The organism is Serratia sp. KH_031, from assembly GCF_057839655.1.
Map to the genome: position 1 here is coordinate 4,194,366 of NZ_CM174496.1, position 23,859 is coordinate 4,218,224.

Consider the following 23,859-nt stretch of genomic DNA (forward strand, 5'->3'; position numbering starts at 1 on the left):
GGGCGGAAAACCGCCCCTATTCGTTTATCACGTTGCAGTACCCAGCACGATATTACTCTCCCACACCACCGTCTCCCCAGCAGCTGGCTGCGCCACAATAGTGCTGTTGCGCAAACGGTTATGGGCAAAAACTAACGATGATCCTTGTGCGATGTTAAACGTACTGAAGTCTAGACTGGCGTTGTCTAATGTTAACAACGTCATATCTACCTGTTTAACCTCGCTGTCAGCTAACATTAACTGACTGCCGTTGATCCGGCAGGATTGTAACGCCAGTTGATCTGCCATCACCCCAACCTTGCCCTGCCCATTGCCGCCATTCAGCTCACAACGAACAAAACTCAATGCTGCCGTACTGGCAAAACTGTGGCCATTAATACCGTCAAACCGCGTATCACGGAACGTCATGGCACTGCTCACACTGGCTTGAACCACCGGTTCCCCATCATCCAGCAAAGCAAAGTGACAACCCTCAATGAGATTACGTCGTGTTGATCGCTGTGATGCTTGGCTGATGCGCAACACGCGATCGGAGGAACAACCGCGCATCTGCAAGCCGTCGGCATTTACCCACATCATACCCGAACTGGGGATAGCATCGTTGGCGATCACCACCACATCTTCCAAGGTCAGGTCAGTAACGCGGGAACGAGCGACAAACCATGGGCAAACATGCTTGCGCACATTAATGCGTTTAGCACTTTCCCCCCACGGAACACCTGAATTAGCAAAGGTCATCAAGCCTGAGTTACCGGTGTAGGTAAGATCATGCTCATATTGCCCGTGAGTAACGAAAGGCCCTTTCTCCGCACTCTGCCCATCGGCATGACAATTCTCTACCTTGCAGTAAGCTGAAGCGGTGAAGTCATTCAGGTGACGAGCATTCGAGACATGGCAATCGCTAACATGCCCATACAAACAATAAATCTGTTGAGTCAGATAGCCTACGCCACCAGAAGCGGTATCCGGTGGGTTCAGTAACGAACACTGTTGAGTCAGATAATGGGTATTCCAACGGCGCATCACTACCGGCCAAAAAGATCCGGTCGCGTGAATAGCAACGGCATTAGCATAGACCGCAAACTCAAAGGCCAGTGGATGGCTACCAGTATATTGATCATTACCCGCCCCACTGAAACGTAGGTTTTTGACAGTAACATCGCGCACCGGCTTTACTTTACGCCAACTCAAGATACGCCCGACACCCAGTTCCCAACCGTTGTAGTAACCCACCTGCACATGTTGGCTATCCGGGATCGCGGTTATCTGCACCAACTTCTGTAATTCTCGTTCGGCATCCCCCACCAGTCGATTCACCTGAACGGCAACCCATTCGCCGACCGTAAATGCACTGCTGTCGCCCACTGGGAAAATATCCGTTTGCTCTTTTACTGTTTCCGTTAAAGTCACCAGAGTTTCCTGGGTAGCAATCTCACCTTGGAAAAATAGCACGGCAGCAAAGGGATCATTTCTATTCGCCGGCTCAATCCCTTGAGTAGACAAATGATGATTCTGGAAATCGAGCGTAATACCAGAGCGGTTAAAGCGATGGCGACGCTGGAACAGTAGATCGTTAAAAGCGTAAATATGTTCGATGGTGGGATCGTTGACCATTGCCACCAATGCAGCATCGGCAGGCGTTGAATCATCCATAATACCGAAAGTACGGAAATCCCCCACCCCATGGTGTGCATGTAGCCAACGACCACTGGGCATGAGAGAGGAGGCGATCACCGTGCCGCCGTTATCATCAACCTGACTCTCGGCATCCCAAGAGTAATGACCACCACCACCATCATTAGGTTGGTAATAACCGCTAATATAGACGCAAGTTTCTGCACTAGGACGGTATTGCTTTAACGCAGCGATAGAATTCAAGTTCTTCATGATAGTTTCCTATTGGTAGCATTATCGAAATGCCACCCTAGCAAAACCTTCTCGAACTCTTTAGCGGGTGTTGTCCTGTCATCAATGGCACATATTTTTAGCCGCTGATGGATTGAAAATTTATTGAGTCGATGCCCCCGTCAACCGCCCAACATCTGCTGCCAGCAACTGTTTCACCAACTCGACACAACGTAAGAAACGTTCTTCGTAGTCGCTGGACTCTACGTGGACATATTCAATGTTATTAGCGCGCAACATCTCTTCCAGCAGGTTTTGAAACTCTTTACGCACCGCAGGATTCCCCAAGCTACGTAAGCCGTCGGCGACCCATGGCGTGTTGTTTTCCAACAGGATCACCAAGTCAAAACGATATTCGTCGATCAGCGCCTGCACAAATGGATGTTCACGCCCTTCGTATTTTTTACAGAACGCCTGCGTGGTCACAAAATCAGTATCGATAAACGCCACTTTATTGGCGTATTTGACGGCAAAATCCACGTACTGCGCCTGACCGAGCGCGATTTTGTCGTAATCGGAATACTGGAGTGCCATCTCGTCGCCACCCAGATGTGAGAACACATAGTCACGGCCATACTCCCACGCACTGGTGGTGTTGAAGATGTTTGCCAACTTATTGACTAAGGTCGATTTTCCGCTCGACTCCCCCCCAAGAACCGCCACGGTACGAACGAAGAACGGTTTTACTTCGGTCGGAATGTAGTCCCAATAACGGAAAGGATCTTGGCGAATTTGGCTGCCGCTGATATTCATAAAAGAACGTTGAGGATCGACCAGAATAGTTTCCGTCGATAAATGTTCACGATAACGCGGCGCATCCTGTTCTTCACTGGAGTAGATGAAATCTGGTGCAATGCCTTGCTGCGTCATGAAAGTCTTCATGCCGTTGCTCCACACGTCCCAGCCATGTGGATAAGGCTCAATCCCTTTCTCATCAAACGAGTGAATACGGATGTTTTTCTGATATTTGAAGGTTTGCAGCAACCAACGTAGACGATCGCTCACCGTCGGTTGTTGTGACATCGAACTGTTCTCGAACAATTCACGATCGCGTGGTTCGTCGTGACAGAGGATCACATGCAGTTCATCAACCTGACTGCAAGCACGCTGGATCAGATAGATGTGGCCAGTGTGCAGTGGGTAAAATTTACCAAACACCACACCGACTTTTTTCTCTCGGCGTGGGAATTCCAAACCGAGAAAACGATGCAGTGCTTCTAGTTTCTGAGCGCTGGGGCTTTTGATTTTGTCGTTCAATAATTGGCTGAGGTAGCCTTTAGTCATGCGGCTAGCATCAGCGATCTGCTGTAAGGTGCAGCCTTTTTGCTTAATCGCGGCTTTTAAATAATCAAATTGCCCCATACACCCTCCAGTTTACTATGCTAAACAAAATAGCATATTCCTTGTTGCTGGTGTCATGTTAAAACTCGTTCAGAATTTCCAATGCATCAGCCAATTTTTTCACGCCGAACACCTGCATATTCGCCGGTGGTTTTTTCGGCACGTTCGCATGCGGCACGATAGCCCGTTTAAAACCGTGCTTCGCCGCTTCAGAAATCCGCTCCTGTCCGCTCGGCACCGGGCGGATTTCTCCTGCCAAACCGACTTCGCCAAACACCACCAAATCTTGCGGCAATGGACGATCACGCAAGCTAGACACCAACGACAGCAATAACGCCAAATCGGCGCTGGTTTCCGTCACTTTTACCCCACCAACCACGTTCACAAACACATCCTGATCGGACATTTGCAAACCACCGTGACGGTGCAGTACCGCCAGTAGGATCGCCAAACGGTTTTGTTCCAAACCGACCGCCACGCGGCGCGGGTTGGACATCATTGAGTGATCCACCAGCGCCTGAATCTCTACCAGCAACGGGCGCGTTCCTTCCCACACCACCATCACCGAACTACCGGAGGTGACTTCATCGCCACGGCTGAGGAAGATCGCCGACGGATTGCTGACTTCACGTAGCCCCTGTTCGGTCATGGCGAAAACGCCCAATTCATTGACTGCACCGAAACGGTTTTTGTGGCTGCGCAAAGTGCGGAAACGCGAATCGGCATCGCCATCCAGCAATACCGAGCAGTCGATGCAGTGTTCCAATACTTTTGGTCCAGCTAGCGAACCGTCTTTAGTCACGTGCCCCACCATCACGATCGCCACACCACGCGTTTTGGCGAAGCGTGTCAGATAAGCGGCGGTTTCACGCACCTGTGCCACGCTGCCCGGCGACGACTGGATATCGGCCATGTGCATGACTTGAATAGAGTCGATCACCATCAGCTTCGGCTGTTCTTGTTCGGCAATCAGACAGATTTGTTCGATGCTGGTTTCCGACAACATGTTCAGGTTGCCGGTCGGCAAACCCAGACGGTGGGCACGCATCGCCACCTGTTGCAGTGATTCTTCCCCAGTGACGTACAGAGTTTTCATCTGCTCGCCAAGTTTGCACATCACCTGCAACAGCAAAGTACTTTTCCCCGCACCGGGATTACCGCCGATCAGAATCGCGCTGCCCGGCACCACACCGCCACCCAATACGCGGTCAAATTCGAGGAAACCGGTGGAGAAACGCGGCAACTCTTCCAGGCTGATGTCTGACAGCTTCTGCACCTTGCTGATACCGGCATCACCCGCATAACCGCTATAACGATCGGCACGGGCTACAGAAGAGGAAGCCGCAGCCAGACGGACTTCTGTAATGGTATTCCATGCATGGCAAGCGCTGCACTGCCCCTGCCAGCGCGGATAATCAGCGCCGCATTCATTACATACAAATGCCCGTTTTGCTGCTTTTGCCACAAGTTACTCCACTATTCTTTTAACGCGTTTCATGTTTCAGGCTGCCGGTGAGTACGCACAGTACCCCCATCAAATCAGCATGACGGATCGTGACCTTCGCCTTTTCATACACTTTTGGCTTCGCGTGATAAGCGATACCCAATCCCGCGGCTGCCATCATTTTCAAGTCGTTAGCACCATCGCCAATCGCCACCGTCTGTTGTGGCGGAATGCCTAATTTTGCCGCCAGCTTAATCAAAACATCCGCTTTATATTTCGCATCGACAATCGGCCCTAAGACTTCCCCGGTCAGTTTACCATCGCGGATTTCCAGTTCATTGGCGGCAATGGCGACCAGATTTAATTTATCGCGCAGGTATTCCGCGTAATAAGTGAAACCACCGGAGGCAATCGCGACATGCCAATCCAGCGCATGGAGTTTTTCTACTAAGGTGGTCAACCCCGGCATCAACGGCAAGGTGTCACGCACCTGTTTCAGGATATTGGCATCCGCACCTTTCAGCTTGCCGACGCGCTGACGCAGGCTGGCGCTGAAGTCCAACTCGCCACGCATGGCTCGTTCGGTGACTTCCGCCACTTCTTCACCCACGCCCGCCAGTTTGGCGATTTCATCAATACATTCAATGCTAATCGCGGTTGAGTCCATGTCCATCACCAATAGACCCGGCGTGCGTAAATGTGGGATCTTACCCAGCGGCGCAACATCTAGCGCGTTTTCCGCCGCCAGCGTTTTGGCTCGCGGTGTCATACTTCCAGCTAGGCGCACCACCTGATAATCCTCAACGCTCCAAGCTGCCACAATGACCATTGCAGCGCCCAACTTGCGTTGGAATTTAGTGATGCGAGTTTTATCCAGACCTTTGCCGTACAGAAGCCAACCCGTCTGGCCCGCCCGGTAATCCAACGGCATCACTTCGTCACCACTTAGCGAAAGGGGAAGCCCCGGCCATTGGGAGATCTCTTCTGGCAGATCGCAATAGGTCAGACTATTCGACATCATCAACTCCTGAATGGACAAAAATACGACTTCACAGTGTAAAACGACGCATCAAGCTATCCTATCGCAGCCGCTTCTGGCAACATAAAGTGTCCAACCTGCTAAGGAAGCCGTATGGCACGCGCCAAACTTAAATTTCGCCTGCACCGCACTGCTATTATACTGATTTGTTTAGCTTTACTGGTGCTATTAATGCAAGGTGCCTCTTATTTTAGTTTGAGTCACCAAATGGCGCGATCGGAGCAGGTAGAAGAGCTCGCACAAACGCTAACACGCCAAGTGGCTTTTAGCTTGGCTCCGTTACTTGATGACGACGTGGACAACCAACAAGTCGATACCATCCTCAAACAACTCACCGACCACAGTCGCATTCTCGATGCCAGCGTCTACCAATTGGACGGCACCTTGATTTCCCATGCGGGTGAACAAATCAGCGTGCGCGATCGCTTAGCCTTAGACGGTAAACGCGCGGGAAGTTACTTTAACCATCAGATTGTGGAACAGATTCAGGGTAAAGACGGCCCTCTGGGTTTTATCCGCATCACGCTCGATACCCACGTGTTGGCGACCGAATCCAAACAGGTGGATAACACCACTAACCTACTACGGCTGATGATTCTGCTCGCTCTAGCGGTCGGTATTATTCTGGCACGAACTCTGCTGCAAGGGCGTCGCAGCCGCTGGCAACAGTCGCCGTATCTACTGACGGCAAATACGCCGCTGGAAGAAGACGATAAAGCAGAAACGGCAGAAGAAGAGAAAAAGCCCTAGTTACGCCATGCGTTGGATAACATCATTCATCATTTGTAGCTGAGCCAACATCTGTGCAGCGATAGTGCGGAATTCTTTGCTGATAGCGGGATGTTCAGCAGTACGTTGCCAAAACGCCAGCGCCATCAGTTCGGCCTGCCGCCAGATAGCGCCACTGACCTCATTCCCTAGCCGAATCACCAACGCCTCTTGACGCATATTACCACTGCTGGCGGGAGCGAACGCCATTGGCAACATGTCGTACAACGGGGCTAATACCGCCGGACGTTGCGTCGGACGCAGGAAAGAAAGATTACCGTGGTGCATGTCGCTATTGGCAATCAAACGACCAAACGCCCAATACAACGCAATATGTTGGCAGGTATAGCGATCAATAATGCCTAGCTGTAGCAATCGTGCTGCCGCCGTCACCCAATGAGATCCGCCACTGCCAGAAAACTCCGCATCGAGCGCTTCCAGCGATACCATCGCTACTCGACCGAACTCCCCAATCCGATCGAAACGTTCAATTTCGAGAAAGCATTGTTGCCTCTCCCCAAACAAAATACGGGACTGAGCCGCTGGTAATCCGGCCTCAGCAACCACTGTCAGCGCCAACGATTCGGCAATCAGCAAATCGCTCCAACGGCGAGCATTGGCGTTATCTGGCACGGCACTGAATTTAACGATGATATGGCTAATGTGATTTTCAACCACTTCAGCATAAGCGGTAAATTTGGGTTGTTCTCCACCAGCGGAAGAGCCTATCAATTCCCCCGCCAGCGCGCGCTCAGCCAAGCGTTGGTATTGCGACATTTTGTCTGAAATAGGCAGCAACTGTTCTGGACCACGGGTCAACCAGCGTTGATAACTGTCCGCCCCCGGTAGCAGGTTACCGCTCATATCTTCACCGTAATGGCACAGTGCCAACAACCGCTGAGCTTCGCTCCACAGCCGGGTATCTTCCGGCAAGCGCAACACCTGAGCCGCAGCTTTCCCCCAAGCTCGTCCGAGAAAACCGATAGGCCGGAGATCATTCAGATACCACGGTAAACCGTCGTAGATTTGCCACTCCCCCGTTTGGGCATCTTGCACCGCGCAGCAGTCTGCCGGATAAAGTGAATATAAAGTAGCCAACAGGTTGGCTTTCCCCTGCTCATCCACTTGATAAAGAGGGCAACGATCGTCACCACCGACCCGACGTAGTAGGCCATAACGCGTCGCTTTACCTTTGCCCATGGTCAGCACCGCATCCGCCAAATCGCGAATACGGCGCGATAGCGTCGGTTGGCTGATACCCAATGCCGTAGTTAAGTCACGCGCCGAAGCCGGACCATTACGCAAAAATTGCTCGACGGTATTCATCGGTGAATAGATTCGTGAATAGATTGATGAATAGATTTATAGCGCTAAAACCCAGATGGGTAAAGGAGATAAAGGATAGTGAAGGGAAATGGTGAATAGATTGGGCGCAGATTAGTGCGCCCAAATAAAACGATTACGCTTTGTCGCCCAGCAGGACAGATTCCAACGCGATAACGATCATTTCGTTAAAGGTAGTCTGACGTTCAGCAGCGGTAGTCGCTTCGTGACGCAGGATATGGTCAGAAACGGTACAGATAGTCAGTGCTTTACAACCGAACTCTTCGTACAGTTCCGCAGCTACGCCGTAGATGCCTGCGGCTTCCATTTCCACACCCAGGATGCCGTACTTCTTCATGACCTGGAACATTTCTGGATCTGGCGTATAAAACAGATCTGCGGAGAAAATGTTGCCTACGCGAGCAGGAATACCCTGTGCCGCCGCCGCATCAACCGCGTTACGCACCATGTCGAAATCCGCGATCGCCGCATAGTCATGGTCTTTGAAACGCATACGGTTAACTTTGGAATCGGTGCAAGCACCCATACCAATCACCACGTCACGCAATTTGACATCGTCACGTACTGCGCCGCAAGAACCGACACGGATGATTTTTTTAACGCCGAATTCGGCAATCAGTTCACGAGCATAGATGGAGCAGGATGGGATACCCATACCGTGACCCATAACAGAAATACGACGACCTTTATAAGTCCCGGTGAAACCCAACATGCCACGCACGTTATTCACTTCTACCGCGCCTTCCAAGAAGGTTTCCGCAATGTATTTTGCACGTAGCGGATCGCCCGGCATCAATACTACGTCAGCGAAATCACCCATCTCAGCGTTAATATGTGGCGTAGCCATAATCTCTGCCCTCAAATCGTATTGAATAAAAAGCGCCGGTTTTATACCAGCGCGATCAAAGCCTTAAAGCATCGACTTACCGTAATCCATTGGCGATACGCCAAAGTAGCTGGCAACGGTCTGGCCGATGTCGGCGAAGGTTTCACGGTGTCCTAGTGAACCCGGTTTAACTTTCGGGCCGTAGACCAGCACCGGAATGTGTTCACGGGTATGATCAGAACCCGGCCAAGTCGGGTCACAGCCGTGGTCAGCAGTGAAGATGATGATGTCTTCATCTTTCACCAATTTCAGCAATTCTGGCAGACGGCGATCAAACAGTTCTAATGCAGCGGCATAGCCCGCTACATCACGGCGGTGGCCGTAAGAAGAGTCGAAATCAACAAAGTTGGTGAACACGATGGTGTTATCACCGGCTTTTTCCATTTCGATCAACGTCGCGTCGAACAGTGCATCGATACCGGTGGCTTTCACTTTCTGCGTGATACCGACGTTGGCATAGATATCGGCGATCTTACCGATGGAAACCACTTCGCCTTGCTTCTCGTCGACCAATTTTTTCAGCACGGTAGGAGCTGGTGGCTCGACAGCCAGATCGTGACGGTTACCGGTACGTTGGAATTCACCCGGCTTGTTGCCAACGAATGGACGCGCGATCACGCGGCCAATGTTGTAGCCACCTTCGGTCAGCTCTTCACGAGCGATTTCGCACAGTTCATACAGCTTATCAAGACCATAGGTCTCTTCGTGGCAAGCGATTTGGAATACTGAGTCCGCAGAGGTGTAGAAAATCGGCTTACCGGTTTTCATGTGCTCTTCACCCAGTTGATCGAGAATCACGGTACCGGAAGAGTGGCAGTTACCAAGGTAGCCCGGCAGGTTGGCACGTTTGACCAGTTTATCCAGCAGTTCCTGCGGGAAGCTGTTGTGTTCGTCGCTGAAGTAGCCCCAGTCGAACAACACCGGTACACCGGCAATTTCCCAGTGACCTGATGGCGTGTCTTTACCGGAAGACAGTTCGCTGGCGTAGCCGTAAGCACCAATGATGTCGGCGTTTTTATCCAGACCTTGTGGGAAGTTCCCGGTAGATTCTTCTGCCGCTTTACCTAACCCTAAACGGCTCAGGTTCGGCAGAGTCAGAGGGCCATGACGACCGACGTCAGCTTCACCGCGCGCGCAAACTTCGGCAATGTGGCCGAGCGTATCTGAACCTACGTCGCCAAATCTCTCAGCATCTTTGCTGGCACCAATCCCGAAGGAATCCAACACCATAATAAATGTACGTTTCATTGCATTCTCCTGCATTGAGCTACGGCTTAGAAGGCCGTAGCTCTCTATTCGTTGATTATTCAGTCGTTGATTATTCAGTCGTTAATTATTCAGTTATACGCTTATAAACCGTTGGCGTCTCCGCTGGCGCTTTATCGCCTAGCGTCATGGCACTGCGTACCACTTCTGCCGCCTGTTGCCAGCTTTCTTCATCGTTGGCATGGATGACCGCTAGCGGTTGTTGGTTATCGACGCGATCACCCAAGCGAGCCATCTCGGTCAAACCAACGCTGTAATCGATAGTATCCGTCGCGCGACGACGACCGCCGCCCAGCGCGACCACCGACATCCCTAATGCACGGGTATTCATTGCGGTGATGATGCCAGATTGCTCGGCATACACCGGTTTGCTCAACGTAGCTATCGGCAGATAGTGATCGTAACGCTCGACAAAATTAGTCGGCCCTTTTTGGGCTGCCACCATGCGGCCAAAGATTTCCGCCGCTTTGCCGTTATCCAGCACCGCTTGCAACTTAGCGCGTGCATCAGCATCGTCTTTCGCCAAGCCACCGGAAAGCAGCATTTCGACGCACAGCGCCATCGTCACTTCGAACAAACGTGGATTGCGATATTCACCAGTCAGGAAACGCACTGCTTCGCGCACTTCTACCGCGTTACCCGCGCTGGAAGCCAGCACCTGATTCATATCCGTCAGCAGAGCCGTGGTTTTGCAACCTGCACCGTTAGCCACGCCAACGATCGCCTGCGCCAGATCCTGCGACAGCTCATAGGTTGGCATGAAAGCGCCGGAGCCGACTTTCACGTCCATCACCAACGCATCCAACCCTTCGGCCAGTTTTTTCGCCAAAATAGACGCCGTGATCAGCGGGATGGAATCAACGGTGGCGGTAATATCACGCGTGGCGTAGAAACGCTTATCCGCTGGCGCCAACGAACTGGTTTGGCCGATAATCGCCACGCCGACTTCTTTGATAATTTTACGGAACGCATTGTCGTCTGGGAAAATATCGAAGCCAGGGATCGCTTCTAGCTTGTCCAGCGTACCACCGGTGTGCCCCAAGCCACGGCCTGAGATCATTGGGATGTAACCACCACAGGCGGCAACCATCGGGCCAAGCATCAACGAAGTCACATCGCCGACGCCACCAGTAGAGTGTTTATCAACGATAGGGCCATTCAGCGACAGACTCTTCCAATCGAGAACCGTACCTGAATCACGCATCGCCATGGTCAGCGCCACGCGCTCCGGCATCGTCATATCGTGGAAATAAATGGTCATCGCCAACGCGGCGATTTGCCCTTCAGACACTTGATTGTCACGAATACCATTAATAAAGAAGCGAATCTCCGCTTCACTCAACGGCTGACCATCACGTTTTTTACGGATTATTTCTTGTGCCAGGAACAAAGTGTCCCCCTGTTGGTATCAATAGGGTATTAAGCGAGCCGTTAGTACGCGACTAACCGCTCAAGGATCAGTAACCGCTGCCGTTCGTTTGGGTTTTATGACCCAAAGTCGTCAGCAGGCTGGCTAATAGGCTGGAAGCACCGAAACGGAAATGACGCGCATCGGCCCAGTCGTCACCCAGAATACGGGCGGTAAGATGCAAATAGTCTTGCGCATCTTCTGCGGTACGCACGCCACCAGCGGGTTTGAAACCCACGGTTTTTGCCACGCCCATATCACGGATCACGCTCATCATCAGTTCTGCACTGTGCAGCGTGGCGTTGACCGGAACTTTACCGGTGGAGGTTTTGATGAAATCGGCACCGGCTTTGATAGCGATTTCGGAGGCTTGGCGGATTAACGCGTCAGTTTTCAGCTCACCAGTTTCGATGATCACTTTCAACAGTATGTTCGCGGCGGCGCAGGCTTGCTTGCACTGCTTGACCAGTTCAAAGCCAACTTCAGTATTACCCGCGATTAGCGCGCGATAAGGGAATACCACATCCACTTCATCCGCGCCGTAAGCGATCGCCGCACGGGTTTCAGCCAAAGCAATCTCGATATCATCATTGCCATGCGGGAAGTTGGTTACGGTGGCGATACGAATATCCGGCGTACCCTGCTCACGCAATGTCTTACGTGCAATCGGGATAAAACGTGGATAGATACAGATGGCGGCAGTATGGCCAGCCGGGCTGTTAGCCTGACGACATAAGGCGATCACTTTTTCATCAGTGTCGTCGTCATTCAGCGTGGTTAAATCCATTAAGTTCAGCGCGCGTTGCGCTGCGGCGGTTAATTCGGTCATAAAACTCTCCAACTGGGGATCTGGGTGTTGGCGAGCGGACTTGGTTCCTTGAAGATAGCACCGGGGAATCGCTTCCCTGGTTGGCAACTGAGATCCTTCTCACCGCACATAGCCCTTCGGTATCGAACAGCTAATCATCACTATTTGAACACCAATGCTCATCGCAATTCGTGCTCACAATCACACTGCATGAAATGTCACTGCAACGAGAAGGAATTATATGTGAAATACATCACAAAATAACGCGATATTGTTCACAAATTCACTAAACAGACGGGCGCGCACACTCTAACGCACCCGTCATAGAGTTTAGCTTACAATGCCAAGAAGAACCCGGCGATAGTGGCGCTCATCAAGTTAGAAAGTGTACCGGCGGCTACGGCTTTCAAGCCGAAACGCGCGATGTCATGACGACGGCTCGGCGCCATGCTGCCCAGCCCACCCAATAGGATAGCTACAGAAGAAAGGTTGGCAAAACCACAAAGCGCAAACGAAATGATCGCTTTGGTATGCGTTGAAAGCACTTGCAGACCTTCAGCCGCCACCACGTCGTCTGGACGCAGGTAAGCACCAAAGTTCATGTAGGCAACAAACTCGTTAACGATAACCTTCTGGCCGATGAACGAACCGGCGGTCATCGCTTCATGCCACGGCACACCGATCAAGAAAGCGATTGGCGAGAAGACCCAACCAAGCAGCAATTCCAGTGACAGTTGCGGATAGTTAAACCACCCACCCACGCCACCCAAAATACCGTTCAACAAAGCGATCAAGGCGATGAATGCCAACAGCATTGCACCTACGTTCAACGCTAATTGCATACCGGATGCCGCACCAGAAGCCGCCGCATCAATCACGTTCGCAGGGCGATCGTCTTCAGCAATCAGCTTAGTTGCGTCATCTCTATCGTGAGTCTTTTCGGTTTCCGGCACCATCAATTTAGCGAACAGTAGGCCACCCGGAGCCGCCATAAACGACGCGGCGATCAGGTATTCCAACGGCACCCCCATCTGGGCGTAACCCGCCAATACCGAACCAGCTACCGAAGCCAAACCACCACACATCACCGCAAACAGTTCAGATTGGGTCATAGTGGAGATATACGGGCGCACGACCAACGGCGCTTCGGTCTGCCCAACGAAAATGTTCGCCGTGGCAGAAAGCGATTCAGTACGCGAAGTACCCAGCAGTTTTTGCAGGCCGCCACCCAACACGCGGATAACCAGTTGCATAATACCGAGGTAATACAGCACCGCGATCAGTGAGGAGAAGAAGACGATAACTGGCAAGACTCGCAGAGCGAAAACAAAGCCGCCGCCACCGAACACTTCAAACATTTTATCGGAAACTAGTCCGCCAAAAATGAATGAAATCCCTTGGTTACCGTAGGCGATAACGTTCGCTACCCCTTCCGACATACCACCGAGAATGCGACGCCCGATCGGTACATACAGCACCAGTGCACCAATGGCGATTTGAATAATGAAGGCTCCAATCACCGTGCGCAGATTAATGGCGCGACGGTTGCTGGAGAGCAATACGGCGATGGCAATCAATGCTGCCATACCCACTAGGCTCATAATAAGTTGCATACAAAATTATCCCTGCATACCCTTCATTCTTGAAGCTGCCTCTACGTTGGCTACATTCACTCACCCGAATCACTTACTGATGTAAGCTCATCGGGATTATGCAAAGTACCCTACCGGCCAGCGCAAGCGCTGTTCAAATCGGTCTGACGACCAATTGGTCATTCACTTGCCGCCTTGATGCAACTCCAATTATTTTGGGTATAACGAAAAAGAAACGCATACCGTCCCGAAAAAGAGGTTTGCTGATTATGTGGTAACGGAGCGGGATTATACGGGGCATAGAGGTGCCAGACCCGATGTATGTCACAAATGTATACAAGCAGAAGTAAACGAAAATGTTACTGCGTGATCGGAATCACAATTTCATGTCACTATAGGGAAAATAGCTGATGGGTGTTGTGCAGTAACTGTGTAGCAATTTCGTCCGCAGGTTCGGAGCGCAACTGGCAAAGTACCTTGAAAACATCGGCGGCGCGTTCAGGGCGATTCGGTTGCCCTTGATAGCCGGCCAGTGGCATATCTGGCGCATCGGTTTCTAACAGCAGTGATGCCAAGGGTAATTGCGCCATGACTGCGCGAGTCTTTTGCGCCCGCTCATAGCTAATGGTTCCGCCAACACCAATGTAGTAACCCAAGCGAATAAACGCCTGTGCCTGCGACAAGCTCCCCGCAAAACCATGCACAACGCCACGGCGCGGCACATCCGCACGGCGCAACGCCCCCGCTAGCTGATCGTGACTCCGGCGCGAGTGCAAAATCACCGGTAGATCGCACTGTTTCGCTAATTTCAGTTGGGCATTTAATCGCTCAAGCTGGTGCTCAAACTGTGGATTTTCCATATAGAGATCGAGGCCAATTTCCCCCACTGCCACCAATTTCTGCGGCTTACGGGCCAAGAGCTCCGCCAATTGCGCCAAGTGTTCATCGCGATGTTGATCTATGTACAACGGATGCAATCCTAGCGCGGCATACAGCGCTGGATAACTTTGCGCCAAATGCAGCACTCGCTCAAAACGAGCGGCAGTGACCGTCGGCACAATAATTTGCTGTACGCCAGCCTGTACCGCCAGCGCCAAACTTTCTGCTTCATGATCGGTAAACGGTGGGAAATCGAAATGACAGTGAGTATCAATAAAATGATCACTCATACTGCTTCCTCACCACCGGGTAAGATAATATCCGGCTTACCCAACACCGCGTCAGGTTTCGTCCCCAGCGTGTGCGGGAACATGTCAGTCACGATTGGCGATGGCATCCGCATGGTTTCTGGCTGCAGCAAACGACGTGACAACGGTTTATTAACCCGCATGCCATCCAGTTTCTCTTGCTCCAGCAACCAATGGCCGACCGTCGCCAAGAAGTAGCGTCCGCAACGGCGTCCCAAGTGATAATCCTGATTCAGTGCGGGTACACGGCTTCCGAGAGCGTTACTCGCCAACGGTTTTGGTGGGAAAATTTCAAAAATACGCAATTCACCGGGCGGCTTCTCAATGAACTGCTGAATACGGTGATAGCTTTGCTCGTGGTGCTGTAACAAATGCACCATACTTTGCAGACTACTTTCCCCCAACCAGTGTTCCATACGTTTGATCCACTGCGGTGTGTAGTAGTACATCTGTGATGGCACGGTACGGATGACAACAATGGTATCGGCTCCGCGACGATAGGCTTCTTCTACTGGGATCGCATCACTGATGCCGCCATCCTGGTAGCTAATGCCATCCAGCTCAACGCCTTGCCGATAGAAACCCGGAATAGCGCTCGAGGCTTTGATGGCATTCATCCAGCTATCGCGCTGGGCGGGTAAATAGGTCGGCGTGAAATCATCACTACGGCAGGCACACATCAAAAATTCACGGCCATCCAACATCTGCTTTTCTGCATGATCCAACGCCAGTGGCAACTGGTTGGAAGTGACGTCGATCAACCAATCGAGATCGATCAAATGCCCTCCGCGCACAAAGCGCAGTGGGTTAAAGAAATTAGCTGAGGTGGTGTAACGGGTGATCACCCGCCGGGCATAGCCCATTTGGCCACTAATATATGCCGAGAGGTTTTGTGCACCCGCAGAGGTGCCAATCATCAACTCAAAGGGATTAAAATTGGCGCGTTGAAACTCGTCCAGCACTCCAGCAGTAAAAATGCCGCGCTGTCCGCCACCTTCACATACCAACGCCATCTTGCCGGGCAGGTAGGGTTTATAAGCCAACGGCTCTATATTGCCGAGCGTGACGGGTATTCTGTAGCCCAATCGGGTTTCCTCAGTGAGTCATTTTGTTTGAGGATACCCTTTCTTGCTCTTTTCCGTAATCTTCTTGCAACACACCAGATAAACTATTGTTACTGGCTGCCAACCATGCACAATCACTGCCAGAAACCTGCGCCCAAGCCTGTAACATCAAGCCTTTCAACTGCTTCCAGCGCCCAATGACAATATCGCTGTTCATGACTGGCCCCCTAAGTACTTAAGCTTTGTTACACTTTGTTGGGCAAGTGACGGAACAATCCTGCCACTTGCCCGCTGGGGTTAAGGCTTAACCACCAAATTGTTATTGACGCTTTTCACACCACTAAGCGACTTAGCAATGCTTTCTGCACGTTCAGACTGTTCCTTGGTTTTCACCGTACCGGAAAGCTGTACCACACCACTATTGGTCGCAACCTGCACATTGCGCGAAGGGACGATGTCATCCGCCAACAGCTTAGCTTTCAGTTCGCTGGTAGTCGCAGTGTCACCCGCATAGGTTTTCGCGTCTTGAGTTTTGGTTTCTTTCACTTCCAACTTGGAAATGACAGACTTCACGCCTTCAACTTTACCTGCAGTTTCAAGCGCCAGTTTGCCTTGATCGGCGCTAGCCACCGCACCACTCAGCGTCACCACACCATGATCGGTTTTGACCGAAATCACCGGGCTAGTGATGCTTTTCTCTGCTAGCAATGCACTTTTAACTTTAGCGGTTGTTGCGCTGTCATCCATGTATTTGTCAGCTTTTTTCATTGAGCTATCAATGGATTTGCCAGTGCTATCGGCCATGCTGGAAACTTTATTCACAGAACTATCGATTGCTGCGCCTGTGCTGTCTGCCACGCTAGATGCTTTATTCATCAAGCTTTCTTCAGCCAAAGCACTGCCACTAACCAGCACCGAACCCAGAACGATTGCCATCATGGAACGTGCAAATTGAGTCTTATTCATCGATCTCTCCTTCTGTTGTCGATCCCAAATATTCGAGGATCTTTCTGCCGTATAACGCGGCGAACTTTGTGAATACGTAAAGTTATCAATACCACATCATGACTATTACAACAACCAAGTAGCAACCACCATGCCAACTATTAAATAGCATTAATAATCAATGAAATAATAGCCATAGCATAATAATTACACTAATAACCGTCGCCATTTAGAGACAACTTAGACCATTTTGTCGCTAAAGAAAGTATGTTATTGATATAGCAAAAATTTAACTGTCTCTTATCGGCAACAGTCGCCAATAAAGCATTATGGAAGGGATTGATAATGCAGGGATAGGGTAGGAAAAACACAGGGCATCCGGTAGATGCCCTGTGACATTCGATTAGTGTTCGCGAGTTTTGCGGAACACCACATCTGGATAGCGATCTTGTGTCAGGTTCAGGTTAACCATGGTCGGGGCGATATACGACAGATTGTCGCCACCATCCAGCGCCAGGTTGAGTTCGTTCTTACGTTTGAACTCTTCGAACTTCTTCACATCGCTACTTTCTACCCAACGGGCGGTAGAAACGTTGACCGATTCATACAGCGCTTCGACGTTGTATTCGCTTTTCAGGCGCGCAACGACGACGTCAAACTGCAGCACACCCACCGCACCCACGATCAGATCGTTGTTGGCGATTGGGCGGAATACCTGCACCGCGCCTTCTTCCGAAAGCTGTACCAAACCTTTCAGTAACTGCTTCTGCTTCAACGGATCGCGCAAACGGATACGACGGAACAGTTCAGGGGCAAAGTTCGGAATGCCGGTGAACTTCATGTCTTCACCTTGGGTAAAGGTGTCGCCAATCTGAATCGTGCCATGGTTGTGCAAACCGATGATGTCACCCGGATAAGCTTCTTCCACGTGCGAACGGTCACCTGCCATGAAGGTCAGTGCATCGGAAATCACGACGTCTTTACCCGTACGCACTTGGCGCAGCTTCATGCCTTTCTCGTATTTGCCAGACACCACGCGCATAAAGGCCACGCGGTCACGGTGTTTCGGATCCATATTCGCCTGGATCTTAAATACGAAACCGGTAAATTTCTCTTCTGCCGCGACCACTTCACGGATATCGGTTTTGCGCGGCATCGGCGCAGGGGCCCACTCAACCAAGCCGTCGAGCATATGGTCAACGCCGAAGTTACCCAGCGCAGTACCGAAGAAGACTGGCGTCAGTTCCCCTTCGAGGAACAGATCGCGGTCGAATTCATGGGATGCACCTTGCACTAGCTCTAGCTCGTCGCGCAATTGTGCTGCCAAGTCTTCGCCCACTGCTGCGTCCAGATCTGGGTTATCCAGACCTTTTACGATACGAACTTCTTGAATGGTATGGCCTTTACCGGTTTGATAAAGATAGGTTTCATCTTTATACAGATGATAAACCCCTTTAAACAGCTTACCGCAGCCGATCGGCCAAGTGATGGGTGAACAAGCGATTTTCAGTTCACGCTCAACTTCATCCATCACTTCCATCGGATCGCGAATATCACGGTCCAATTTGTTCATAAAGGTCAGGATCGGCGTATCACGCAGACGGGTTACTTCCATCAGCTTACGAGTACGATCCTCAACCCCTTTTGCGGCGTCGATCACCATCAAACAGCAGTCAACCGCCGTCAGAGTACGGTAGGTATCTTCCGAGAAGTCTTCGTGCCCTGGGGTATCCAGCAGATTGACCAAACTATTGCGGTAAGGGAATTGCATCACAGAGGTGGTGATCGAGATACCACGCTGCTTTTCCATCTCCATCCAGTCAGATTTAGCGTGCTGGTTAGAGCCACGGCCTTTTACCGTACCCGCCGTCTGAATAGCCTGTCCGAACAACAGCACTTTTTCAGTAATGGTGGTTTTACCGGCATCGGGGTGCGAAATTATGGCGAAGGTTCTTCTTTTAGAGACTTCGCGGGCGAATTCACTAGGAGACATGGTTTTCACATTTCTACGGTTAGTCCGCCCTGCGATTGCATCACGCGCGCCGTACTAGGTATTAGACGCTGGGCAAAGCGGTAATGAAAAGATAACAGCCGTGTATTTTCGCTGATTTACTCAGCGGTGACAATCAATGGATGCAGCGGTGTAAGATTAAATCGCTAATACAGTCGGAAGTCTGGGGAAAGAGTTGCCCAATGACGTAATGCTTAAACTAACAAGCATCATATCCAATGCTGGCACAATCTGGTTTTAATTAGCGTCCCTTCCAAATAGCGAAACCGTATGAAGTTTAATCTTCAAGATCCACCAATCTTTGTTCAAAAGCAGTCAATTCGCGAGGTGGGTCCTCAGTATTCAATACCGCATTCACCTCTTGAATCTTTGTTTTCGGTACAATCACACACTCCAAATCCATAGCAGCCAATATACGTAACAACGTACTCATTCTAATATCACTACCAGATTCAATACGTTGGTATTGCTGTTGGGTCATACCAATTTTCATCAGAAAGTCTTTCTGGTTCCAGCCCAGCTCGGAACGTCGTTCTTTCAGGATCGTTGATATTTCAGATGCTTTGCGCATTTGTCGCCCCTAGAAACAACATATTGATTGTATTATGGTCAATAAACAATAAATTAGTTGTTAATCACGATAAAAACAACATATTTATTGTTCTTCGTTTTAAATACAACTAATTTGCTGTTTATAGAGTTAAAAACAACTCATTGATTGTAATTTCATACGAAAACAATAAATAAGCTGTTTTATCAGCTCAACCCAACGGCAGCGCCATCACGATCGCATCTTCGTGGCCGTTCGCTGCTGGGTAATAATTACGGCGGATAGTCACTTCGTTAAAGCCGAGATCTTCGTACAGGGCGATCGCCCCTTGGTTGGAGGCACGGACTTCTAGCCACAGCGTAACGACGCCGCGGGGTTCCAGTTGTTCTCTCAACACATTCAGCAAATTACGGGCGAAACCACGGCGTTGCCAATCAGGGTGAATGGCGATATTGAATAGCGTCGCTTCGTCCAGCACGATTTGGGTGATGGCAAAACCCACCATCTGCCCCTCGGCTGCCAATTTTAAGTTTAGGTAGCGTTCTCCCTGATTACTGGCGAAGGTTTTCTCCGTCCAAGGGAAAGCGTGGCTGGCTTGTTCAATCTTGAAGGCTGTGGCCAGATCGGCCGCTGTCAGGGTGGAAATGTTGTTCATGGTGACAAATCTGCTGCCAGAGTGCACGTTTCGCACTCGCATCATGGGAAAGCTCGGTCAGAACCGGGCTGTGTAGCTGCGCACCGGCAACCGCAAGCGGCTCCGCGACGCCCAACCGCCAACTGTTACATTCAATCTCTTCCGGTAGCATCACGGCTTGATCTGGCGTGATGCCATAAGTTTGTGCCGGAGTTAACCCCAAACTGCGCAACACATCGCAAAACAGCGAGTCTTGATGATCCGGTAATTCCTGTGCCACGATCAACAAGCGCACCTCAGAGGGTAGGCTGATCGCTACTTCGCCCTGCAACACTGCCGGGCGGCGCAATGTCCACTGCGTAATACCCAGTTGTTGTAATAGCCAGTCGCGATGAGATGCCATGCCGATTCCTGTGAAGAACACCTGTAAATGCGCTCAATGCGCCACGCTATGCTAGCAAAACCAGCCACTCACGCCAACAAAGCCGTCGAACATCGCGCCACAAAGCTCTATAATCCCCCGCTAAATATTGAGGAGCTTAAACCTGATGTCTGCATTAACCCCTGCCAGCGAAGTAATGCTGCGCCACAGTGATGAATTTATCGAACGCCGTGTTCTGTTTGCAGGCGATCTGCAAGATGCGCTGCCAGCCCAATTTGAAGCAGCCGATGTACGCGTTCATACCCAGCAATATCATCATTGGCAGATGTTAAGCCGGGCGATGGGTGAAAATGCGAGCTTCGGTCTGACCGTCGATGCTGCTTTCGTCGCCGAATGCGATACCTTGGTTTACTACTGGCCGAAGAGCAAGCAAGAAGCTCAATTTCAACTGTGTAATATTTTGGCACTGCTGCCAGTAGGTACCGATATTTTCGTAGTCGGTGAAAACCGCAGTGGTGTACGTAGCGCGGATCAAATCGTGGAAGATTATGCCACGTTAGCCAAAATCGACAGCGCACGTCGCTGCGGCCTGTATCACGGTCGTCTGGATACTCAAGCCAAATTCTCTCTGACCGACTGGTGGGATAGCTACTCATTGCACGATCTGGAAGTGAAAACTCTGCCGGGCGTGTTTAGCCGTGACGGTTTGGACGTTGGCAGTTCACTGCTCTTGTCCACGCTAGAAAAACACATGAAAGGCAAAGTGTTGGATGTAGGTTGTGGCGCGGGTGTGATGGCGGCGGCGATGTCAAAACTATCACCAAAAATGAAACTGACACTGAGTGACGTCAACGCAGCGGCGATTGAATCCAGCCGTGCGACGCTGGCAGCTAACGGCATTGAAGGGGAAGTGATTGTCAGTAACGTCTATTCCGACATTACGGGTCGTTTCGATATGATCATTTCCAACCCACCGTTCCACGATGGTTTGGCCACCAGCTTAACGGCTGCCGAAACCCTGATCCGTGGTGCAATCAAACATCTGCCGGTTGGTGGGCAACTGCGTATCGTCGCCAACGCCTTCCTACCCTACCCAGATATTCTAGATGCGGTATTTGGCAGTCACGAAGTGTTAGCACAAAACGGTCGCTTCAAAGTGTACAAAGCCACCGTTGGCCGTCCGCCACGCGATCCGAAGAAGAAGAAAAAGTAACGCTGTTGGGGCATTCCTTGCCCCAATCAAAGTTAGCCGTTCAGATGGATCATTGATTCCGCGCCGTAGCGTGCTCCCGCAGCGGCCTGGAATGGAAACACCGCTTCAATAACCGCTAATTCTTGTTCACTTAACGTGATAGAAGCAGCGGCAACGTTTTCCTCCAAATAACGCCGACGTTTAGTTCCAGGGATCGGCACGATATGTTCCCCTTGCGCCATCACCCACGCCAATGCCAGCTGTGAAGGAGCGACGCCTTTTTGCTGCGCCAATTCACTGACTTTTTCTACCAGTGCCAAGTTGCGAGCAAAGTTTTCCCCTTGGAAACGTGGATTAGACCGGCGGAAATCGTCCTCCGCCAAATCGTCTGGCCGCTGGATCGCACCAGTGAGGAAGCCGCGCCCCAACGGGCTGTACGCCACAAAACCGATCCCCAAACGTTCGCAGGTTGCCAAAACACCCTGTTCAGCATCACGCGTCCACAGCGAATACTCGGATTGCAACGCGGTGATCGGATGCACCTTATGTGCACGCTCCAAGGTCGCAACCGAGGCTTCACTCAGACCGAGATAACGAATCTTACCTTCACGCACCAGATCGGACATCGTTCCCACCACATCTTCGATCGGCACCTGTGGATCAACCCGATGTTGGTAGTAAAGATCGATCACATCGACACCGAGCCGCTGCAAACTCCCTTCCACCGAACGACGGATATACTCTGGTTTACTGCTGACACCTCGTTCACTGGCATTCGTCGGGTCACGCACGATGCCAAATTTAGTCGCTAGGAATACTTGGTCACGTTTGCCTTTGATAGCTTTCCCAACCAATTGCTCATTAGTGTAAGGACCATACATATCGGCGGTATCTAGCAACGTGACACCTAATTCCAGCGCACGATGCAGTGTGGCTATCGCTTCTGCTTCATCATTTCGGCCGGTGGAATAAAAGTCACTCATCCCCATGCAACCCAACCCCAAAGCCGAAACCCGTGGACCGTTAGTACCTAATTGACGTTGTTGCATTGTGTTGCCCTCTCATCATCATGAATGTCGAAACAAAGTCTGGTTGTTTCTCTGATAAAGATAAATAATCAAAAATCACCATCACTATTCATAAATCGCTAACAATCTTTAGGCGGACCTATGGATCATATTCAGGCTATGCGCATTTTTACCCGCATTGTTGAACTCGGCAGCTTCAGTCGGGCGGCCGAACGTTTGCAACTGCCCCGCGCAACGGTCAGTAACGCCTTGAAAGGGCTGGAGCAACGTCTCGGTGCACGCTTGCTGATCCGTACCACACGTCAGGTACAAGTCACCAATGAAGGGACACTGTATTACCAACATTGCGTACAGTTGCTAGATGCATTAGAAGAGGCAGACACGCTGTTCAGTCAGCATAAACAACAACCTAGCGGCAAGGTACGCATTGATATGCCTCACTCGTTGGCGCGGGAAATTGTAGTGCCTGCCCTGCCCGATTTTTATCGGCAGTATCCGGGGATTACGCTGGCGCTGGGAGCAAACGATGGGGCAGTAGACCTGATGCGTGATGGCGTAGACTGCGTGTTGCGCGCTTGGGAAACGCTCGACGATACGCTGGTAGCCCGTCGTATCAGCCTACAATTGCAAGTCACCTGCGCTTCTCCTGAATATTTGGCCACTCACGGCGTGCCGCTCTCGATCGATGAATTACAGCAGCATCGGATGGTGGGCTATTTTTCACTGACGCACGATCGCCAGTATCCATTGGAATTTTGCCGCAACGGACAACAAGAAATCCGCGATCTGCCGATTACGCTAAACGTCAACGGTGCAGATGCCTACATTGGTGCCTGTAAAGCAGGGTTCGGCCTGATTCAGGCCCCTCGTTATAACGTCGCCCCTTGGTTGCTCAGTGGTGAACTGATAGAAATTCTGACAGAAACACCACCGCCGCCGATGTCGGTTTATATCATGTATCCGCCGGGACGTTTTCTTGCGCCACGCGTACGAGTATTGATTGATTGGCTGATTGAGTTGTTCAAAAATCATCGCTAGCTGACATATGATGTTTTTTCCAGCTAA

At 51.0% G+C, this 23,859-nt stretch carries 22 protein-coding genes; 3 read left to right on the plus strand and 19 right to left on the minus strand.

The features are described from left to right. Positions 1-27: 27 nt before the first annotated feature. The 4 genes from AC3ISQ_RS18860 to serB all read right to left on the minus strand — a co-directional run bounded on the left by AC3ISQ_RS18860 (position 28) and on the right by serB (position 5,708). Entirely contained in the window at positions 28-1,887 is a 1,860-nt protein-coding gene (locus AC3ISQ_RS18860; protein ID WP_489348986.1) for a hypothetical protein, read from the minus strand. 120 nt (positions 1,888-2,007) lie between these two features. Beyond that, the gene (nadR, locus tag AC3ISQ_RS18865; RefSeq protein ID WP_489348988.1) at positions 2,008-3,267 is read right to left on the minus strand and encodes a multifunctional transcriptional regulator/nicotinamide-nucleotide adenylyltransferase/ribosylnicotinamide kinase NadR; all 1,260 of its coding nucleotides are present in this window, start codon (positions 3,265-3,267) and stop codon (positions 2,008-2,010) included. Between the two features lie 58 nt (positions 3,268-3,325). Next, positions 3,326-4,711 (minus strand): DNA repair protein RadA, encoded by a 1,386-nt coding sequence (gene radA, locus AC3ISQ_RS18870; protein WP_489348990.1) that lies wholly within the window; start codon positions 4,709-4,711, stop codon positions 3,326-3,328. A 19-nt stretch (positions 4,712-4,730) separates the two neighbouring features. Beyond that, complete coding sequence (gene serB / locus AC3ISQ_RS18875) at positions 4,731-5,708, minus strand: phosphoserine phosphatase (protein WP_489353377.1); 978 nt, start codon at positions 5,706-5,708, stop codon at positions 4,731-4,733. 114 nt (positions 5,709-5,822) lie between these two features. On the opposite strand from serB, the gene AC3ISQ_RS18880 reads away from it, so the two are divergent. Next, positions 5,823-6,479 carry a YtjB family periplasmic protein gene (locus AC3ISQ_RS18880; RefSeq protein ID WP_489348991.1) on the plus strand — a complete coding sequence of 219 codons (657 nt, stop codon included), beginning with the start codon at positions 5,823-5,825 and terminating at the stop codon, positions 6,477-6,479. Here AC3ISQ_RS18880 and yjjJ read toward each other — a convergent pair whose 3' ends face one another. The 14 genes from yjjJ to AC3ISQ_RS18950 all read right to left on the minus strand — a co-directional run bounded on the left by yjjJ (position 6,480) and on the right by AC3ISQ_RS18950 (position 20,595). Continuing rightward, positions 6,480-7,823: a type II toxin-antitoxin system HipA family toxin YjjJ gene (gene yjjJ, locus AC3ISQ_RS18885; protein ID WP_489348993.1), complete on the minus strand. Its 1,344-nt coding sequence runs from the start codon at positions 7,821-7,823 to the stop codon at positions 6,480-6,482. 133 nt (positions 7,824-7,956) lie between these two features. Further along, positions 7,957-8,688 (minus strand): purine-nucleoside phosphorylase, encoded by a 732-nt coding sequence (deoD, locus tag AC3ISQ_RS18890; RefSeq protein ID WP_489348995.1) that lies wholly within the window; start codon positions 8,686-8,688, stop codon positions 7,957-7,959. Between the two features lie 63 nt (positions 8,689-8,751). Continuing rightward, positions 8,752-9,975: a phosphopentomutase gene (gene deoB / locus AC3ISQ_RS18895; protein WP_489348997.1), complete on the minus strand. Its 1,224-nt coding sequence runs from the start codon at positions 9,973-9,975 to the stop codon at positions 8,752-8,754. Positions 9,976-10,060: 85 nt separating this feature from the next. Beyond that, a complete protein-coding gene (gene deoA / locus AC3ISQ_RS18900; protein ID WP_489348999.1) occupies positions 10,061-11,383 on the minus strand; it encodes a thymidine phosphorylase in 1,323 nt (440 codons plus the stop codon). A 67-nt stretch (positions 11,384-11,450) separates the two neighbouring features. Then, positions 11,451-12,230 (minus strand): deoxyribose-phosphate aldolase, encoded by a 780-nt coding sequence (gene deoC / locus AC3ISQ_RS18905; RefSeq protein ID WP_489349000.1) that lies wholly within the window; start codon positions 12,228-12,230, stop codon positions 11,451-11,453. Positions 12,231-12,544: 314 nt separating this feature from the next. Next, positions 12,545-13,810: a NupC/NupG family nucleoside CNT transporter gene (locus AC3ISQ_RS18910; protein ID WP_489353379.1), complete on the minus strand. Its 1,266-nt coding sequence runs from the start codon at positions 13,808-13,810 to the stop codon at positions 12,545-12,547. Positions 13,811-14,193: 383 nt separating this feature from the next. Then, positions 14,194-14,970 carry a TatD family hydrolase gene (locus AC3ISQ_RS18915; protein ID WP_489349001.1) on the minus strand — a complete coding sequence of 259 codons (777 nt, stop codon included), beginning with the start codon at positions 14,968-14,970 and terminating at the stop codon, positions 14,194-14,196. Further along, positions 14,967-16,073, minus strand: coding sequence for a patatin-like phospholipase family protein (locus AC3ISQ_RS18920; protein ID WP_489349003.1), 1,107 nt, complete (start codon positions 16,071-16,073; stop codon positions 14,967-14,969). Before AC3ISQ_RS18920 ends, AC3ISQ_RS18915 begins: the two co-directional genes overlap by 4 nt. 10 nt (positions 16,074-16,083) lie before the next feature. After that, positions 16,084-16,269, minus strand: coding sequence for a CsbD family protein (locus AC3ISQ_RS18925; protein WP_489349004.1), 186 nt, complete (start codon positions 16,267-16,269; stop codon positions 16,084-16,086). A gap of 80 nt (positions 16,270-16,349) precedes the next feature. Beyond that, on the minus strand, positions 16,350-17,018 hold the full coding sequence (osmY, locus tag AC3ISQ_RS18930) for a molecular chaperone OsmY (RefSeq protein ID WP_489349006.1): 669 nt from the start codon (positions 17,016-17,018) through the stop codon (positions 16,350-16,352). A gap of 382 nt (positions 17,019-17,400) precedes the next feature. Next, positions 17,401-18,990, minus strand: coding sequence for a peptide chain release factor 3 (gene prfC / locus AC3ISQ_RS18935; RefSeq protein ID WP_489349007.1), 1,590 nt, complete (start codon positions 18,988-18,990; stop codon positions 17,401-17,403). 295 nt (positions 18,991-19,285) lie between these two features. Continuing rightward, a complete protein-coding gene (locus tag AC3ISQ_RS18940; RefSeq protein ID WP_489349009.1) occupies positions 19,286-19,579 on the minus strand; it encodes a helix-turn-helix domain-containing protein in 294 nt (97 codons plus the stop codon). 190 nt (positions 19,580-19,769) lie between these two features. Further along, positions 19,770-20,213 carry a ribosomal protein S18-alanine N-acetyltransferase gene (gene rimI / locus AC3ISQ_RS18945; protein ID WP_489349011.1) on the minus strand — a complete coding sequence of 148 codons (444 nt, stop codon included), beginning with the start codon at positions 20,211-20,213 and terminating at the stop codon, positions 19,770-19,772. Then, positions 20,158-20,595 (minus strand): DNA polymerase III subunit psi, encoded by a 438-nt coding sequence (locus AC3ISQ_RS18950; protein WP_489349013.1) that lies wholly within the window; start codon positions 20,593-20,595, stop codon positions 20,158-20,160. Before AC3ISQ_RS18950 ends, rimI begins: the two co-directional genes overlap by 56 nt. 145 nt (positions 20,596-20,740) lie before the next feature. On the opposite strand from AC3ISQ_RS18950, the gene rsmC reads away from it, so the two are divergent. Continuing rightward, positions 20,741-21,787: a 16S rRNA (guanine(1207)-N(2))-methyltransferase RsmC gene (gene rsmC / locus AC3ISQ_RS18955; protein ID WP_489349015.1), complete on the plus strand. Its 1,047-nt coding sequence runs from the start codon at positions 20,741-20,743 to the stop codon at positions 21,785-21,787. A 32-nt stretch (positions 21,788-21,819) separates the two neighbouring features. On the opposite strand, the gene AC3ISQ_RS18960 is transcribed toward rsmC, so the two are convergent. Continuing rightward, on the minus strand, positions 21,820-22,815 hold the full coding sequence (locus AC3ISQ_RS18960) for an aldo/keto reductase (RefSeq protein WP_489349017.1): 996 nt from the start codon (positions 22,813-22,815) through the stop codon (positions 21,820-21,822). 120 nt (positions 22,816-22,935) lie between these two features. On the opposite strand from AC3ISQ_RS18960, the gene AC3ISQ_RS18965 reads away from it, so the two are divergent. Next, complete coding sequence (locus tag AC3ISQ_RS18965) at positions 22,936-23,832, plus strand: LysR family transcriptional regulator (RefSeq protein ID WP_489349018.1); 897 nt, start codon at positions 22,936-22,938, stop codon at positions 23,830-23,832. Positions 23,833-23,859 lie beyond the last annotated feature (27 nt).